The organism is Nonomuraea sp. PA05 (assembly GCF_008086045.1).
Taxonomy (GTDB): domain Bacteria; phylum Actinomycetota; class Actinomycetes; order Streptosporangiales; family Streptosporangiaceae; genus Nonomuraea; species Nonomuraea monospora.
On sequence record NZ_VSEY01000009.1, the window covers coordinates 41,289 to 56,786 of the forward strand.

At 72.2% G+C, this 15,498-nt stretch carries 13 protein-coding genes; 5 read left to right on the top strand and 8 right to left on the bottom strand.

Going from position 1 to position 15,498, the window contains the following annotated elements; all coding sequences use genetic code 11:
• Positions 1 to 17: 17 nt before the first annotated feature.
• Genes FXF51_RS16080 through FXF51_RS16095 form a run of 4 tightly spaced genes read right to left on the bottom strand, consistent with a single transcriptional unit; the run spans position 18 to position 5,843 of the window.
• The gene (locus FXF51_RS16080) at positions 18 to 482 is read right to left on the bottom strand and encodes an FHA domain-containing protein (RefSeq protein ID WP_148435269.1); all 465 of its coding nucleotides are present in this window, start codon (positions 480 to 482) and stop codon (positions 18 to 20) included.
• Positions 479 to 2,317, bottom strand: coding sequence for an AAA family ATPase (locus FXF51_RS16085; protein ID WP_148435270.1), 1,839 nt, complete (start codon positions 2,315 to 2,317; stop codon positions 479 to 481). The genes FXF51_RS16080 and FXF51_RS16085 overlap by 4 nt, the downstream gene beginning before the upstream one ends.
• Positions 2,314 to 3,591, bottom strand: coding sequence for a hypothetical protein (locus tag FXF51_RS16090; protein WP_148435271.1), 1,278 nt, complete (start codon positions 3,589 to 3,591; stop codon positions 2,314 to 2,316). Before FXF51_RS16090 ends, FXF51_RS16085 begins: the two co-directional genes overlap by 4 nt.
• Positions 3,588 to 5,843, bottom strand: coding sequence for a protein kinase domain-containing protein (locus FXF51_RS16095; RefSeq protein ID WP_187414397.1), 2,256 nt, complete (start codon positions 5,841 to 5,843; stop codon positions 3,588 to 3,590). Before FXF51_RS16095 ends, FXF51_RS16090 begins: the two co-directional genes overlap by 4 nt.
• A 211-nt stretch (positions 5,844 to 6,054) precedes the next feature.
• Here FXF51_RS16095 and FXF51_RS16100 point away from each other — a divergent pair, with 211 nt between their 5' ends.
• The 4 genes from FXF51_RS16100 (at position 6,055) to FXF51_RS16115 (ending at position 9,455) form a co-directional block, all read left to right on the top strand.
• Positions 6,055 to 6,687, top strand: a complete 633-nt coding sequence (locus FXF51_RS16100; protein ID WP_187414398.1) for a hypothetical protein — start codon at positions 6,055 to 6,057, stop codon at positions 6,685 to 6,687.
• Positions 6,688 to 6,797: 110 nt separating this feature from the next.
• A complete protein-coding gene (locus FXF51_RS16105; RefSeq protein ID WP_148435274.1) occupies positions 6,798 to 7,508 on the top strand; it encodes a hypothetical protein in 711 nt (236 codons plus the stop codon).
• 16 nt (positions 7,509 to 7,524) lie between these two features.
• Positions 7,525 to 8,772, top strand: coding sequence for a hypothetical protein (locus FXF51_RS16110; protein ID WP_148435275.1), 1,248 nt, complete (start codon positions 7,525 to 7,527; stop codon positions 8,770 to 8,772).
• On the top strand, positions 8,772 to 9,455 hold the full coding sequence (locus FXF51_RS16115; protein ID WP_148435276.1) for a 4Fe-4S single cluster domain-containing protein: 684 nt from the start codon (positions 8,772 to 8,774) through the stop codon (positions 9,453 to 9,455). The genes FXF51_RS16110 and FXF51_RS16115 overlap by 1 nt, the downstream gene beginning before the upstream one ends.
• Before the next feature lie 13 nt (positions 9,456 to 9,468).
• Here the strand turns inward: FXF51_RS16115 and FXF51_RS16120 are convergent, their stop codons facing one another.
• The 4 genes from FXF51_RS16120 to FXF51_RS16135 form a co-directional block, all read right to left on the bottom strand.
• Positions 9,469 to 10,467 (bottom strand): hypothetical protein, encoded by a 999-nt coding sequence (locus FXF51_RS16120; RefSeq protein ID WP_148435277.1) that lies wholly within the window; start codon positions 10,465 to 10,467, stop codon positions 9,469 to 9,471.
• A gap of 31 nt (positions 10,468 to 10,498) precedes the next feature.
• The gene (locus tag FXF51_RS16125; protein ID WP_148435278.1) at positions 10,499 to 11,281 is read right to left on the bottom strand and encodes a hypothetical protein; all 783 of its coding nucleotides are present in this window, start codon (positions 11,279 to 11,281) and stop codon (positions 10,499 to 10,501) included.
• 75 nt (positions 11,282 to 11,356) lie between these two features.
• Positions 11,357 to 12,436, bottom strand: a complete 1,080-nt coding sequence (locus FXF51_RS16130) for a hypothetical protein (protein ID WP_148435279.1) — start codon at positions 12,434 to 12,436, stop codon at positions 11,357 to 11,359.
• Positions 12,433 to 13,146: a TauD/TfdA family dioxygenase gene (locus FXF51_RS16135; RefSeq protein WP_148435477.1), complete on the bottom strand. Its 714-nt coding sequence runs from the start codon at positions 13,144 to 13,146 to the stop codon at positions 12,433 to 12,435. The genes FXF51_RS16130 and FXF51_RS16135 overlap by 4 nt, the downstream gene beginning before the upstream one ends.
• A 169-nt stretch (positions 13,147 to 13,315) precedes the next feature.
• Here FXF51_RS16135 and FXF51_RS16140 point away from each other — a divergent pair, with 169 nt between their 5' ends.
• Entirely contained in the window at positions 13,316 to 15,454 is a 2,139-nt protein-coding gene (locus FXF51_RS16140; RefSeq protein WP_148435280.1) for a hypothetical protein, read from the top strand.
• Positions 15,455 to 15,498 lie beyond the last annotated feature (44 nt).

Below are 15,498 nucleotides of genomic sequence, written 5' to 3' on the forward strand. Positions count from 1 at the left end.
GGCGTGCTGACGACCCCTCATGATGGCTCCTCTTCCTCGTTCATGACGGCCACGACCCCTTCAGGGCCTGCCGCTAGGCGGACCAGGTCGCCTCGCGACAGGAGGTGCCGCCGGTTCGGCGGCAACTCCTCACCGTTGCGGAAGGTGCCGTTCGGGGTCTGCTCCGGATCGATCCACGCGCCGCCGTCCGGGTCGAGGCCCACGGTGGCGTGCCGCCGCGACACGTTGCGGTGCGCGGACAGGGAGGTGGCGTACGGCGACCAGAGAGGGTCCCTGCCCAGCCGCACCGGCGAGTCCGGGCACGGGAGGACGTCCCCGAAGGCGAACCGCACCGCGAGCACGCCGGCGGACGCCCCGCCGCCCACCGTCTCCTGCTCTCCCGGATGGGTATCGGCGGCCGGCGACCCGGGCTCGAGGTCGGAGCCGCAGCGCGCGCACATCGTGGTGGAGCCGGGGTCTGCGCAGCCCAAGGGGCACTTCACGGCGACTCCACGCGCAGGGTCACGGGGTCGCCCCCGTCGACGCCCAGGATCCGCAGGGTGCCGCCGGGTGCCGCGTCCCGGTCGAACAGCTCCCGGGCGAGCGGGTTGACGAACGCCGACTCCAGCGCGTTGCCGATGCCCCGCCCGCCGTTCTGCGGCGAGAACGGGCACAGCTCGCGCAGGTCGTCCCTGGCCCGCGAGGTGAGGTCGACGGTGACCCGATGCTGCTCGCCCACCCTGCGGATGATGTTGTCCAGCTGCCCGTCGAAGATCTGCGCGGCGACGGTGGTGGAGATGAAGTCGAAGACCACGATGTTGTCGCCGAACCTGTTGAGCAACTCCGGCCGGTTGAGCTTGTCGGTGAAATGCTGCTTGATCGTGTCCAGGACGGTCTCGCGCACCTCCTCCGGCTCCATGCTCTCGTCGACGGTGCGGACCCTCTCCCCGGTCCGCGGGTCCTCCCTGCGGATGCCGAGATTGGAGGTGAAGACCAGCACGCACTCGGAGAAATGGGTGGTCATGCCCTGGCCGTCGGTGAGACGCCCGTCTTCGAGGATCTGCAGGAACTTGTCCAGCACCTGCGGATGGGCCTTCTCGATCTCGTCGAAGAGGATGACGCGGAACGGCATCCTGCGCACCGCGCTGGTCAGCTCGCCGCCCGCCTCGAACCCGACATAGCCCGGCGGCGCCCCGATCAGCCGGTCGGCGGCGTGCTCGGCGGAGAACTCGCTCATGTCGAAGCGCAGGAACGAGTCGGCCTCCCCGAACACCAGCTCGGCCACGGCCTTGGCGAGCTCGGTCTTGCCCACCCCGGTCGGCCCGGCGAAGAACAGCACGCCGCGGGGACGGGTGCCCGGGGCGGTGGCCTGGGCGCCGGACAGGCCGAGCGCCGCGCGTTTGAGGATGTCGAGGGTCTTGAGCACTGCTCGCCGCTGGCCCCGCACCCGCTCGTGCAGCCAGCTCTCGCCCTCCTGGATGCGCCTGCGCAGCTCGCCCCGGCGCCAGAGGTTGTCCTCGAAGCCCAGTTTGTAGATGCGTACGGCGTCGGGCAGCTCGGTGGCTCCCATGCCGCGGTCCCGCGCCAGCCGGACGATCTCGTGCAGGTCCCGGGTCCGCATGCCGTCCGTCTGGCGCGCGAACTGTTCCATCGCGCGGGCACCGTCCGACCCCGCCGGGGCGTCCAGCAGGCCGAGGTCGACGGCGAGCATCCGGCTGGCCCTCGCGCGCTCGTCCAGGCCGGGCAGTGCCACTCCGATCGTGCGCACCCGCGGCCCGGACGTCATCAGCCACGCCGGCAGGTCGCGTTCTCCGTCCACCAGCCAGATCAGCGGGTTGAACAGCGCCGCCTGCCGCTCCGGCGGTCCGCCGAGCCGCGGGGTGGCCTGCTCCGCGAGTTTGAGCGCGAACCGGAAGAAATCATGTTCGTCCTGGCTGATGTGGGCGGGCGACACCAGCAGGCGGGAGGCGTAGTCGATGACCAACGCCATCCGGGCAGGCCCCTGGGCCACGGCGGTCAGGTGCTTGCGGAGCGCGTCCATGGACGGCGCAGAACCGATGACGCCCGTGCCCAGGAAGCGGGCCACAACTCCCTGCTCGGCCTCCGCGTGTGCGGTGAAGCCGTGCACGGGGTCGTAGCGGATCAACGCCAGGTAGCCGTCGGGCCGCAACGCCTCCCACAGCACTTCCACGAGCGGGAGAGACGAGGGCCTGGGCGGCACCAGGAACCGATCACGCACGTTGCCGTGCAGGATGTACTGGGCGTGGACGGACAGCGTGCCCGCCAGTTCGCGGACGAACGGCGGCCAGTCCGTCAGCCGCTTCGACCAGCCGTTCACGATCGTCTCCTGGCCTTGCGCTCCTGACGCACCCGCGAGATCGGCTCAGGTCGGGCGGCCACTTCGACCTCCTCGTCCGCCGACACCCGCGGCCGGCCGTGCTCGACGCGCAAGCCTGCGGTCAGGCCCTCGAAGTCGCGGGCGAAGTCCTGGCACCGCTCGCGGTCCTGGCGCCGCCCGTCGATGCCGGTGGGCGGCACGCGCCTGACGACACGTCCCCGGACCAGGCGGTCGCCGACGTCGACGGTGGCGTAGTGGCCTGGCCAGTCGCCCCTGGTCAGGGTGAGGACCTGGTCCTCACCGCTGACCTCCCAGCCCGAGGCCCGCATCAGGGCGGCCACGGTCTCGCGCAGGTACATCTGCTGGGCCCGGCACAGCGCCCGGCCGTTCAGCTCCTCGGCCCGGGCGCGCAGCGCCGCGTCGAGCGGCGCGTCGCCCGCGACGACCGCGTTCAGGCTTGCGACCACGCGCGCGGCACCGCCGTCCCCGGCGTCGGGGATGCCGGTGGCCTGGAACGACTGCAGATACGCACCGGCGGTCACCGCGTCCTCGTGGCGGCGCCGCGCCGCGGCGTTGGCGTCGTGGATCAGGCTGAGCAACTGGTCGAGGCCGGACCGCTGGGCCTGCACGGACGTGGCCGTCCGAGTTCGCGCCGCGACCTCGAGGATCTGGGCGTACTCCCGCGTGCTCACGCCGAGGTCCAGCTTGGCGAGCCGCGCGTCGATCTTGGCGGCGGCGCCGACCGGCGAGGCCGCCTTCACCGGCGCCGCTCCTGCCCGTGCCCGGGCGAGCGCCCCGGCCGCGGTGATGACCGGCTCGGCCTCGGCGCCGAGCCGTTGCGCGAGCCGGCGGCACGCCTCACCGGCCACGTGCCCGCTCAGGACGACGCGGGCCTGCGCGAGCCCCTTCTCGGTGTCCGCGCACCAGGACCGGATCATGGCCATGTCGCTGCCCGCCACGTCCAGGGGCTCGGGCAGGGTCAGCGTCACCGGCACCTTGCCGGCCGCCGCACGCAGCGCCGTGATCTGGGCGTTGTGCCGCACCACCATGGCCGTCGCGTCCCGCCACCGGTCCGCGGCGCGGCGCTCGCCGGCAAGGCGTTCGGCCTCCGCGTCCATGGCGTCGCCGAGCATCACCACCCCCTCCGCGGCCAGCTCGGCCCCGCGGGCGGCGGCCCGCGCGATCAGGAAGGCCGCCCCGCCGACCGCCAGCGCGCCCACCGCCAGCGGCAGCACCACCGGGACCGCGATCACCGCCATCGAACCTGCGCTCATGTCCGTCCTCCTCGCTCGTCTTCCTGCTGTTCGCGCCTGGCTCGCGCGAGCTGATCCGCTCTGTCCTCCTCGTCGGCCACCCAGCGGCGCTGCCGCGCCACTGTCCAGATCACCTGCACGACGACCGTCCCGATCGGCAGCAGGGGCGGCAGGAAGGCCGTCGCGGCCAGCACCGCCAGCAGCGCTCCTCCCACCACCGCGAGCCCGAGCCAGCCGTTGCCGCGTACCGGCCTGGCCACCGCCCTGGCCAGCCGAGCGGTGCCGCCGATCAGCGAGTACGCCGGGTGGTAGGGCCCTCCGACGCCGGCCGCGAACGCCAGCTCCACGCCGATCACCAGGACGATCGCCACGATCGCGCAGAGCCAGCCGAGGTCGGTCATGGTCGTGGTCGCGATCGGGATCAGATCGCTCACCACGATCAGCCACACCCAGAACACCGCCACCAGGCAGCAGCCCGCAGCCGCCCAGCCCAGCGCGATCGGCCGGTCCTGGTTCCGGTACCACAGGTGCGTGGCCTCCTCGCGCAGCAGCCAGGCTCGGCGTACGCGGGCCGCGTGCAGGTCGGCGGCCTCAATGCGGGCGGCGGGCTCCAGCAGCAGCGCGCACAGCCGGTCGAGCGGCCCGGCCCGCGCGTCGGTCAGCTCGCTGAACCACGGCACGTCGTGGGGCAGGTCGGCCCGCAGCTCCCCCGCTGTCTGGCGCAGGGCTTCGGCCGACGCGTCCGGGCTGGTCGCCAGTGCCAGGAGGTGTGGCAGCAGCCGCCCTGGCGCGATCCCAGCCAGGGCCTCGCCCAGATCGGGGCGAGCGGCGCGGAGGCGGGCGGTCAGGGCCTGCCAGGAGACGTGCGACTCGCGCCAGCGGGCGTCGGCCTCGGCGAGCCCGCCACCGAGCGGCGCACGGGCCAGTTCCAGCAGTAACCGGTGGTTCCACAGCTGCAGGATCAAGTCGGGCACGTTGCCTGGCGTGCCGCCGAGCGCCTTGCGGGCCAGCTCTGTGACCCGGTCGAGCGTGAGGACCTCGTTGCGGTAGAGGGCGGGTATGGTCGGGTCCAGCCAGCGGACCAGGCGCAGCAGCTTGACGTCCGGCGGCAGGTTCGCCTCCATCGCCGCGAACAGACCATCCGGGTCCCCGCCCAGCCTCGCGATCCAGCCGCGCAGCCGCTGCCATGGCGGCGCCACCCCCGTACTGGTGAAGTAGTACGCCGCCGCGCTGTCCCATTCCCCGGCGAGCAGTTGCGCCAGCTGCCGGCGGCCGGTGACCGCCCTGCCCCGATGGTCGTACGGCTCGAACTGCGGCTCCTCCATGGCGGCGGCGACCACCGGCGGGGATCCGCCCTTCAGCCATTCGGCCACTTCTTCGGCGCCCCACCGGTCGGGGGCGTCCTTGGTCAGCAGACCGCGCAGGAGCAGCCGGACGCGCTCGTCGTCCGCTCCGGTGAAGTCGATGTCGCGCACGTGCTGGAGCGCCATCACCTCGGCGTCCGCCAGGTGGCCGTACGGGTGCCGTCCCGCGCTCAGCTCCAGCAGCGTCATGCCGAGGGCCCACCAGTCGACGGCAGGTGACACCCGCCGTGCCAGGAGCTGCTCGGGCGCCATGTAGATCACTGTGCCGTGGCGGCTGTCGCGGATCTCTGTGCCGTCGGTCACACGGCTGATGCCGAAGTCGATGACGGCCAGCTCCAGGGGCTCACGGGAACGCAGGAGCAGGTTGTCCGGTTTCAGGTCTCGGTGCGGTACGCCCACCGCGTGCAGCGCGTTGAGCGCACCGGCCACCTGTCTGACGATCTCGGTCACCGTCACGGGCGGCAGTCCGCGCGGCGGGTCTCCGAGCAGGGTACGCAGGTCGCCGCCGGCCAGGTGCTCCATCAGCTCATAAGCGCGCCCCGCGACCGTGCCACGCTCGTACACCTCCACCAGGTGGCGTTCGCCGCTCAGCCGCGCCAGCGCCTCGGACACCTCCGGGTCGGGCCCGTGCCCTGCGCGGTAGATCTTGAGGATCCGCTCGCGGCCCTCTGGGTCCGTGACGAGGAACAGCAGCGCCTCCGAGCCGCCCACCAGCTCCCTGACCAGCTTCAGGCGGCCGGCGAGTGCGGTGGGCAGCCTGCCTGCGCCCCAGGCGTCTTCGGTGAGCGGCTCGCGGCCCGCGTCGATGACGGTCGGCGGAACCTCGTCCGTGCCCGCGCGCCCGAGATCCAGCTCCGTCGGGGGCGCGGAGCGTCCCGGATCGAGCTCGGTGGGCGGTGGATGAGACATTCTTCCAGCTTTCGACATTCCATGATTTTCAGAATTTGCCTGGAACGGAAAAGCGACCGACGCCTTGTTCCATGTATTCCAATGCCTTTTTGGAACGCAGGGATGACAGCGCTCACCCAGCCGAAGTATGGCATAGTTTTTCCTATTGCCGCCGAACGCCGTGAAACTCCACAAATTTCCCGGACGTTGCGACGGAGAAAGGAGCATCCACATGACCGCGGTGGACAGGGGCGCCAGGAAAGGGTCACCCGCCGAGGATCCGCCCGCGTTGACCGCCGGACAGCGCAAGGCCGCCATGAGGGAGGGCAGGCGCGCCTCGCGCCGGATCTGGAAGCAGGCGATGGCGCAGAAGAAACTGATCACCGAGCCGATGACGGCCGCGGCTGCCAGCGCGCTGGGCGCCGCCTACGTGCACGAGATGCAGGAGCACGCCAGGGCCGAGTCCAGCGCGGCGCTCAAACGGCTCATCGACCGCCGGGGCGATCTCCTGCGAGAGATCTCCCGCCAGGCGGCCGAGGTCCTGCGCGAGCACGAGGCGAACGGCCAGGCATCCGCCCGCACCCGCGTCAGGCTCCTCGAGCTGATCACCGCCTGGCGGGTCGACGTGGCCTCATGCCACCAGGACGCCCTCGTGCGGCACGGCCGGGCCGGGCAGCTCGTCGCCTGCTACTGGGAGGGCGTGCTGCGCCGGCGGATCCGGCGCAGGAGCAAGGGCGGGGTGACCGTCGGGTCTGTGCCGCTCATCGAGCCCGACCCGCTCTGGGACGCGCCGGACGAGTTGCTTCTCACGCACCTGCGGGGAGCCTCCGGTCCCGTGCGGCGCGCGCTGGACGTCGTCGGATGACCGGGGGAACCGCCATGAACTCACATCGCCCGCCGCCTCCGTCCCCGCTTCCGCCTCGGTTCTTGTCGCCGTCTCCGTTCCCGTCGGGCCGGTTCGCGTCGGCTCTCGCCGTGGCCGCCGTACTCTGCGCCGTGCTCACCGGTTGTTCGGAAGACCGGCTGGCGGGCGTGTGCGACGTCGTCCTCGACGGATCCGGCTCCTCGGAACCGGAAACGGGCTTCGACGCCGAGCAGCGGGTCAAGGCTCAGCTGCCCAAGCAACTCTTCCAGGCCGGCTGCCGGACCGTGACGTTCGAGCCGATCACCGGGGCATCGCGCTCGGCGTACTGCACCGCCGACGATGTCGACCTGGACCCTGACGCGGCGGGCAACCTCGACCGGCCCGCCCTCCGGAACACGCGGCGCGGCCTTGCCGTCCAGCGCGCGAGTGAGCTGCTCGGCTGCGTGCGCACCGATCAGCGCGAGGTTCCCGGCTCCGATGTCCTGGGCGGCCTCTGGAGGGCGGCGGAGGAGCGCCCGACCGGCGGAGCGGGCTATCACCTGATCGTTTTCAGCGATTTCATGGCCACCGATCCGAGAGGCGGCGACCATCCCCTGAACCTCTATGAGGATGATTTGAGCACCCCGGAGAAAAGGCGGGCGATCATCGAGAGGCTGGCCGCCGACAAGCGCATTCCCAACCTGTCCGGCGTGCGACTCGTCACGATCGGATACGGCACTCTGCAAGGCAGGGATCCGGTGGCATTTCCCGCCTTCGACGCCTTCTGGAAAGAACTCCTGAAAGACAAGGCGCATTGCCCTGTCGAGCCGAAGAAAGTCTGACCGGAGGATCACGGGCATGACCCATCCACAGCCTCCCCTGCCCGGCCCCTTCGACATCGGGCCCGTCGGCTACACCGGCGACGGGGTGGCCGAGCGGGCCCATGAGCAGGGAGTCTCCGACGCCCGCGGAGGCATCCTCGACACGTGGTCATTCGACCCCGGCGCGCCGCCGCCCCACCTGAGCGTGCTGCAGGCCGAGGAGGGACGCGTGCTCGCCCGCCTGCCCGCCGACGATCGGACGAGGATGGAAGTTCTACGGGGGCGCATCGCCGAGGGCGAGGCGGCGCGGGCCACCACGGTCGCGCTGGTAGCGGATCTGGAGGCGAAGCACGGCAGGGCGGTGCACGAGGCGGACGACGTCCGGGCCAGGATCGACGCGCTGGCCAGGGACGACGAGCGCCGCCGCAGGCGTGGGCTGCTCCGCGAGGGAGACTCCCACGAGGACCTTCCCGGCGGCGTGGACGCGGCGGGGCCGGAGACGGCCAGGTGGGAGGGCCCGTACACGGCTCCGCCGCTGCCCTCCAGGTTGAAACAGGTGCTGCTGATCGTGCTCGTGGCCATCGACGTGCCGATCCAATGGGCCGTGTTCGACTACTTCCATGGCGACACCCTCATCGAGCAGGTGCTCAGTGGGGTGTTCGCGGTGTCCGTGGCCTCGATCATGGTTCTGCTGCCGCACCTCGCCGGCTATCTCTACAGGGGGCGGCACACCACCGGCGAGGAGCGCAAGGTGATCCTCACCGGGCTGGTGCTGCTCCTGCCCGGCCTCTATCTGGCGGCCGTGCTCGGCTACCTGCGGGCCAGGGTGCTGCTCGTACCGCCCACGGTGGTGAACGAGAGCGGCGCGGTGGTCGAGGAAGGCCTGAAGAGCGCGGCCGAGCCGCTGCACGCCAGTGACCTCAGCATCATCGCGCTGTTCGTCATGCTGCTGTTCATCACGTCGGGAATCTCGTTCCTGTTGGGAACGGCGAGATTCCACCCGCTGCGGACGGCGTACGAGGGTGCCGCCGACGCCCGCGACCTGCTGGCGGACCGGCTCGCGGACGCTCGAGGCCGCCTTGACTCCATCTGCGCGCGGCACGCGGAGCTGCGAGCCGCCTGCGACCGGCTGGAGGCGAGCGCGCAGCAGCGCATGACCGCCGACCAGAACGTGGTGCGCCAGACCTTCAGGACCGCCCGCATCCGTTACCTCGACGGCGTCGCCACGGGCCTGGCCGACGCCAAGGCCACCGAAGCCATCGCCGAGCTGATCAGGACCTTGTGATGGCGGCCACGTTGCGGGTGAACCGCGTCCACAGCCCCGTCATCACACTCGGGTTCGGCCGCAGGCTGGGCATCTGGACGCAGGGCTGCCCGCTGGCCTGTCCCGGCTGCATGTCCCGCGACACCTGGGACGAGGCGGCGGGAGCCGAGGTGCCCGTGGAGGAGCTCGCGCGGCTCTGGAGCGCCGCCGTCCGCGACGGGGCGGACGGGCTGACCGTCAGCGGCGGCGAGCCTCTCGCGCAGCCCGAGGGGCTGGGCGCGTTGTTGTCGGCGGCCGACGTGATCAGGCGACGCGCGGCACGGCCCATCGACCTGCTGGTCTTCACCGGCTACGAGGAGTCCGAACTGGATGACGACCAGCGTGCGGCGGTCAGGCACGCGGACGTGCTGATCACCGGCCGGTACGAGGCGGGCAGACCGACCGGGCTGATCTGGCGGGGCTCGGCCGGCCAGCGCATGCTGCTCAGGACCGAGCTCGCCGAGAGCCGTTACCGGCCCTTCGCCGACCTGGCGCCGGAACGGTCGCCGATGCAGGTCGTGACCGACGAGCACGGCGTGTGGCTCATCGGCGTCCCTGCAGAAGGGACCCTGCCGCTGCTGGAGCGCGCGCTGCGCGCGCAGGGCGTGCGGCTGGAGCCCCCGAGCTGGCGAACCGGGCACGGGAAGGGGCCGCACGGGCGGTGAACGCCGCCGGCCGTCAGCACGCGCCCAGTTGCTCCCGCGCCTCCGCGCAGTACACGCTGTCCTCAGGGAACCAGTCCAGCCGGCTGCGCAGCGCACGCCGCGCCGCTGCCACCGCCTCGGCCCGGTCCGTCCCCGCCAGCACACGGGCCAGTGTCAGTGGCGCCAGACCGGGGTCGATGCCGCCTGGCCAGCCATCCTCTCTGCCCCGGTGCAGCTCACCCGCGAGCCGTGCCTCGGCCTCCGCCTCCGTCTGCCGGCCCGCCGCGAGCAACGCCTGCGCCCGCAGCAGCAGGCCCTGGAGCAAGCGCGGCTCCCGAAGCGCCTGTCTGCCCGTCATGAAGTCGGTGGTCATGCGCACCACCTGGTCAGCCAGCTCCCTGGCCTGCGCGGTGGTGCGCTCACCGGCCGCCGGTCCGAGCAGCGCCTGGCAGAGCGCCACCTTACCGGCGATACCGCGGGCCTCCCAGGTGCGCAGGTCGTCGTGACCGCAGACGACGCTTCTGTGTGCGATCTCCTGGGCGCTCAGCTCCGCGGCCTCGGCCAGGTCCGCGGAGGGCACGGCCTTCACGGTGTGGTCCAGGTGGCCCAACCTGGCACGTTCCACCAGCGTCGTGGCCAGGTCGAGGCGGACCGTTCCCGTCCAGTAGGCCCGCACCGGCAGCGCGGATTCACGACGGGCCAGTTCGGCACGCTGGTGGACCACGGCGTTGTCCAGGTCCGTCGGCTCGCCTCGACGGCCGAGCCACCTGCCGTATCGGGAGACGATCTCCAGATGTGCCGGGTCGTCGGCTTCCAGGGCATCGGCCGCGCAGCGTACGAGCCGCTCCCAGACCGGCACCGACTCGGTCACCGGCCGGGTACGACTGGCGTACGTCTCGGACTTGCAGGCGATGAGCAGGGTGAGCGGGTCCGAGGGCCCCAACTCGGCCGCGGCGCGGTGCCACAGGGCGGTCAGGTCTCGCGGGCAGCCCGTCATCGCGGTCAGCATCTGGGCCCGCAGTTCCGCCACCACCGGACGCCGGCCCCTCTCCTTCGAGCACATGTCAGACCACCGGCGAGTCCGCGCCGGTCTCCCGGCCGGGATCGGTCAGCAGCATCTCGCCGGCGCTCCTGAGCATCTTCCCGATCTCGGCGAGCCGCGGGCCGCTGATGGTCGGGTCGTTGCGCACCGTCTCGATCGCCTCGGCCAGCCGAGCCTGCGCCGCCGTGCCGTTCATCCGCCGCAGCAGGCCGTCCAGCTCGCGCTCCGCGCTGTCGGCGGCCGCCTCGGGCGGCATGCCGGGCGCGGCAGCGACGGACGTGAGCAGGCGGGCCAGCAGGCCGTACAGGGTTTCCGGGCTTGCGCCGCGGCCCAGCACGATGGCGAAGTCCTCCACCGCGCACATCGGCGGTCTGCCTCCTGACGCCCGCATCAGGCCCTGCCACCCGGCGGCGAAGTCGGCGAGCACGAACAGGAGCGCCCGGGCGGCACGGTCGCGGTCGCCGTCGATCGAGCGCAGCCAGCCGGTCCTGTGTGGCCAGTACGCCCACACGGCGGTCTCGTGCCCGAGCCAGGCGGCGACGTTTGGCGCGGGGTACAGCGCGGCCAGGCCGGGCAGCGCCCCCTGGTAGCGCGCGAGCAGCGAGTGCAGCGCGTTGGGCCCGCTCACCGTGTAGAAGGTGCTCTGCCTCCCGCCCGCGAGGGACACCACCTCCTGGCGGTCGGGAAGCTCGCCGGTTCTGGATGAGAGGGACAGGAAGGCGTTGTAGTAGTGCTGGGTCGTGTCCCAGTGACGCCTTCGCTTTTCGTTCTCCGCCCACCACCGGGCGGCAACGCTACAACGCAACGCATGGATCATGTCCACCATGACGCCGAACCGTTCTTTATGTCACTGTAGTTTTCCATCGCACTAAGCTGAAGCTCACTGTACTACAAAGAGGGGCGAAGCATCCGATACTTCGTCAGCGTGGACGTCCCTCACGATGGCCATCAGCCGCCGGGCTGCGGGCCAGCGCCGGGTGAGTGCTTCCCACCGGCCGGCGAGGTCGGCGCGTAACCGTACAGGCAGGGCGAGATCGTCTCCGGCCAGCAGGCGCAGCGGCCCTGTCACATAGGCCGCTGCCAGCGTCGGCAGCGCCGCCAACTCGGGTTCCCGGTGACCGGCGGCCCGCCGCAACGTGCGTCCGGTCAGGCGGAGCCTGCCGGGGAACCCCGGCAGGCGGCCGATCCGCTCGGCGATCCCGTCCCGCAGGCAACCGGCGACCCGGCCCTCGCCGCGCTCCGAACTCTCCAGCAGCGCGACCAGCTCCACCGCCATGGCGTACGACTCGGCGGCGAGCAGGCCGTGCCCGAACTCGGCCGGGTGCGGGCCCGCGAGGGAACCGGACCGGCCTTCTCCCGCCGCCAGATGGTCGAGGTGCGCCCCCTCGTGGATGCCCCGCCAGACCCGGCGGTACGGCTCGGGCGCGCGGCGCGGCACATCGACCAGCACGGCGGGGTGGCCGGGCAGCCGCATCCATACTCGCCTGGCCAACCCGGTGTAGGGACGACCAGGCACTACAAGATGCCCGCGCCGGGCGGAGGGCCGGTACTTCTCGCCCCACCAGAGATGGTCCGCGGCCCCATCGGGTACGCGCGGGTGCCCGCGGCGCGCGGGCAGCGCGTCGCAGAACTCGGCCAGGGCCGCGCACAGGTGCCACGTGCTCTCGGCCACCGGCGGCACCGGTCCTGGCGACTCGGGCACCGGGTAGTAACCCGGCACCGGCCCTGCCATGGCGCGCAGGGCACGCAGCCGCGCGGCGGCGATGCCACCGCGCCGCACACCGCGACCGGCTATCACCTGGTCCAGCCCCGCGAAGGCTCCCGGCCTGGCGAGTACCGCGCAGCCCAGGGCCACCTCGGCCCAGCCGTACACCGTCCATACGGCGGCCTCCGCCCCCTCGGCGGGCACGCGGGCCGCCGCACTCGCCGCGTCGATCGCCCATCGGCGCGCCTCGCTCATGACGTCCACGCCCGTACGCGCAGCAGCAGGCGGCGAGGATCCCGGAAGGACGTACGCGCGTGCATCATGTGGTGGTTGTCGATCACGATCATGTCGCCCGGCCGGTGCTCCAGGCATACCGTGCCAGGCAGCACCCTGAGCAGACAGGCGAACCAGGACGCCACCCTGCGCTGTTCCAGGGTGAGGTCCACCAGGTTGTCGGCGCGCCACCGTATCGTCCCGTCGCCGGGCATGACCGCCGCGCGTGAGCAGGCGCCGTCCTTCCCTCCGCCGAACACCTCGGGCACCCGCCACTGCCACCTGGGCTTCCCGAGCTCGGCCAGGACGCGCTCGCCGAGAGCGTGCCGCCGCAACTCGGCCTCCACCGTGGCAGCGTGGAGCAGCAGCGTCAGGCCCCCGTCCGCCGCCGGCCTGACGACGAACATGCAGACGACGCCCTCGGGGTCGGCCCGGTAGGCCGCGTCGGTGTGGAAGTCCGCCGCGCCCGCCCGTTCCGACAAGGTGGCCGCCGGATCCGTTCGCGACGGCCGTATCGGCCAGATCTCCTGGCCACCGTCCCGACGCGACGGCACCCCGAACTCCCAGACGAGACGCAGCACCGCCGCGTGGTCCACCGCGTCGCCGTCGGTGTGGCGCAGACCTGTGTGCAGCACCGCCCACCCTCGGCTGGCCAGGTCACCTCTGGCGTCGGCGATGTTCGTCCGAATCATCGAATCGCCCCTTCCGTCGTTCCTGGGTCTGCTTTCCAGGCAATCAGCAGGGCCGTCCGCGTTCCGGGCGTATCTCGGTCGGAAGCCGGGCGCCTTGAAGCCATCGCTCGGTCATAGTGGAGTGCACATACTTGGCAATTAGGAGCAATAGTCAGATATAGTTACTTTTATGATCCAGCCTGAGGTGTCCAGCCCGGCTCAGGAACGCAGGCTCGCCGCGATCGCGGCTGCCTCGGCGACGGCTTTCCGGCACAGCGCCTACCACCAGGTGAGGGCGGAGGACGTGGCAGAGCTGGTTCGTCTGCCCAGGAAGGGCACCCGGGGCAAAGCCCGCAGCGCGGTATGGCTCTACAACGAGGTGCGCAGCCGCCGCGTCCTGGTGGCCCTGGCGCTCAAGCACGCGTTCGAGGAGTTCGCCGCGGACGACCCCGAGCCGAGCCCGCCCGAGACCGTCACCGACGCCGAAACCCTGGTCGCCGCCGCTCTCCACCGGATCGCCGCCTTCAGTCAGGCTGAGCGGTTCCTCGTGGGCCAGGTCAGGCTCGGGATCGGGGACATCTCCACCTCGGAGAAGCGTCCCGCCTCCCAGCAGAGCTCCCCCGCGTGGCCGGACGGGCCATACGGGCAGGCCGCAGAGTCGGGATGGGAAGGGCGCGTGACCGCCTACGCGCAACATCTGGCCGCCCGGATCGAGACGGCGGTGTCCGCGGTCGCCGTGCCGCCGGAGGGCTGGGCGCGCAGGAGCGCGGAGCGGCTGTCCGAGCTGGCCTTCCGCGCCTTGGCCGACGACGCGGACGCAGCGATGGAGCGACAGGCCGAGGCACTGGCCGCGTACTGGTTCGAGCGTGACGTCGTGCCACTGGCCGGCCAGTGGGCGAGCAGGCTGCGCACCGCCGAGCGGGCCGCCGCACTGGCCGTCCACGACCACGCGGGCCCCAGGATCAAGGCAGCGGCCCTGGAGCAGGTCCTGCGCATTCTCATCGACGGCACGCCGCTGACCGCGCGCGCGATCCGCGTGGCGGCGGAGCTGGCCCAGTTGCTGGAGTCAACGGCCGGACGCGGGGATTCGGTCGGCGACCTGCGCCTGCTGTGCGACGTTGAGAGCCGGCACGGACTCCTCCTGCTGCGACTCGGCGACCCGGCGGAGGCGCTCTCGCGGCTGGAGCGGTCGCGCGAGGTGGCCGTCAAGCTCCCGGACGTGGAGGAGGCCGAGTCCTACATCGCGCGGGCCGAGCACAACATCGCCGACGCGCTGATCGCCATGGGGCGCCCGGTGGAGGGCGCCGCGCTGCTGCAGAAGGTCGAGGCGGCACGGGCCTCGGACGTTCCCGCCGAGGGGGTGAGCCCGCGGTGGCGAAGACTCACCCTCACCAGGCAGGCCGCCGTCAGAGCCGCGATCAGGTCGGGGCGCGTGGTCCGCGGTGTCCTGCTGGCGGAGGAGGTGTTGCGCGACCGCGTCAAGCGGCTGGGACCGGGCAACGTGAACACCGCCTCGGCACGGGTGGCCCTCGCCGAGGCCCTGCTCGCGGCGGGCGACCCCATCCACGCGCGCAGGCACCTGCTCGAGGCCATGAGCTGCCGGGCGCAGCACCTCCCGGCCAGCGGTTACTGGCGCCAGTACGACAACGTGCGGCTCGCCGAAACCGACCTGACCGCCGGCTTCCCCGCCCTTGCCGTCAACACGCTCGCGGAGTCGGTGGTCAGCACCCCGTGGTTCAGGCAGTGGGTTTCGAGGCGCCTGTCGGAGGAGGCCGCCATCGTGCACGCCCAGGCGCTGACGGCCTGCGGTTCCGCAGAGGCGGCGCTAGGCCTGCTCGACCGGCTCTCCCCCGGTGACAGGGCGGCCTCCCGGGCCAGGGCCGAGGCACTGCTGTCGCTCGGCAGAGCGGACGAGGCGGCGGCCGTTCTGGAGTCGGTGGCCGAGATCGAGCGCAAGCTGGGCGACGACTTCCCAGCTCAGGCGCATACACTGCTGCTGGCTGCCCGTACAGCCGATGCCCGCGGCCGGGCCGCCGACAGCGAGAGCCTCGCCGCCGCGCTGGAGGCGATGGCCGGCGCCGAGCTGGATCCTCAGCACCCAAGTGTGCTGGCGGGGCGCCTGGCCACCGCGGCACGGCGGGTCCAGGCCGGCCTGGTCGGCGAGGTCCCGGACCTGCTGGGGCCGCTGCTCTCACGCACGCCGCTCGACCACGCACGCCCCGCGCTGGCCGAGGGTCACCCGCTCCTGACCGAGGCCAGGGCGCTCGCCGCCCGCCTCGGCACCCCGGTGCCGGCGGCGACCGCGGACCAGCTCTGGGAGGACATCTGATCGCAGGGCCATCACTCCGTGCTTCGCCCGTACGCCTGGCCTGT

Bases quoted from the DNA above. Each gene is read 5' to 3' on its own strand.
- FXF51_RS16090 (WP_148435271.1), bottom strand. From the start codon at position 3,591: ATGAGCGCAGGTTCGATGGCGGTGATCGCGGTCCCGGTGGTGCTGCCG.
- FXF51_RS16095 (WP_187414397.1), bottom strand. From the start codon at position 5,843: ATGTCTCATCCACCGCCCACCGAGCTCGATCCGGGACGCTCCGCGCCC.
- FXF51_RS16100 (WP_187414398.1), top strand. From the start codon at position 6,055: ATGACCGCGGTGGACAGGGGCGCCAGGAAAGGGTCACCCGCCGAGGAT.
- FXF51_RS16110 (WP_148435275.1), top strand. From the start codon at position 7,525: ATGACCCATCCACAGCCTCCCCTGCCCGGCCCCTTCGACATCGGGCCC.
- FXF51_RS16115 (WP_148435276.1), top strand. From the start codon at position 8,772: ATGGCGGCCACGTTGCGGGTGAACCGCGTCCACAGCCCCGTCATCACA.
- FXF51_RS16130 (WP_148435279.1), bottom strand. From the start codon at position 12,436: ATGAGCGAGGCGCGCCGATGGGCGATCGACGCGGCGAGTGCGGCGGCC.
- FXF51_RS16135 (WP_148435477.1), bottom strand. From the start codon at position 13,146: ATGATTCGGACGAACATCGCCGACGCCAGAGGTGACCTGGCCAGCCGA.
- FXF51_RS16140 (WP_148435280.1), top strand. From the start codon at position 13,316: ATGATCCAGCCTGAGGTGTCCAGCCCGGCTCAGGAACGCAGGCTCGCC.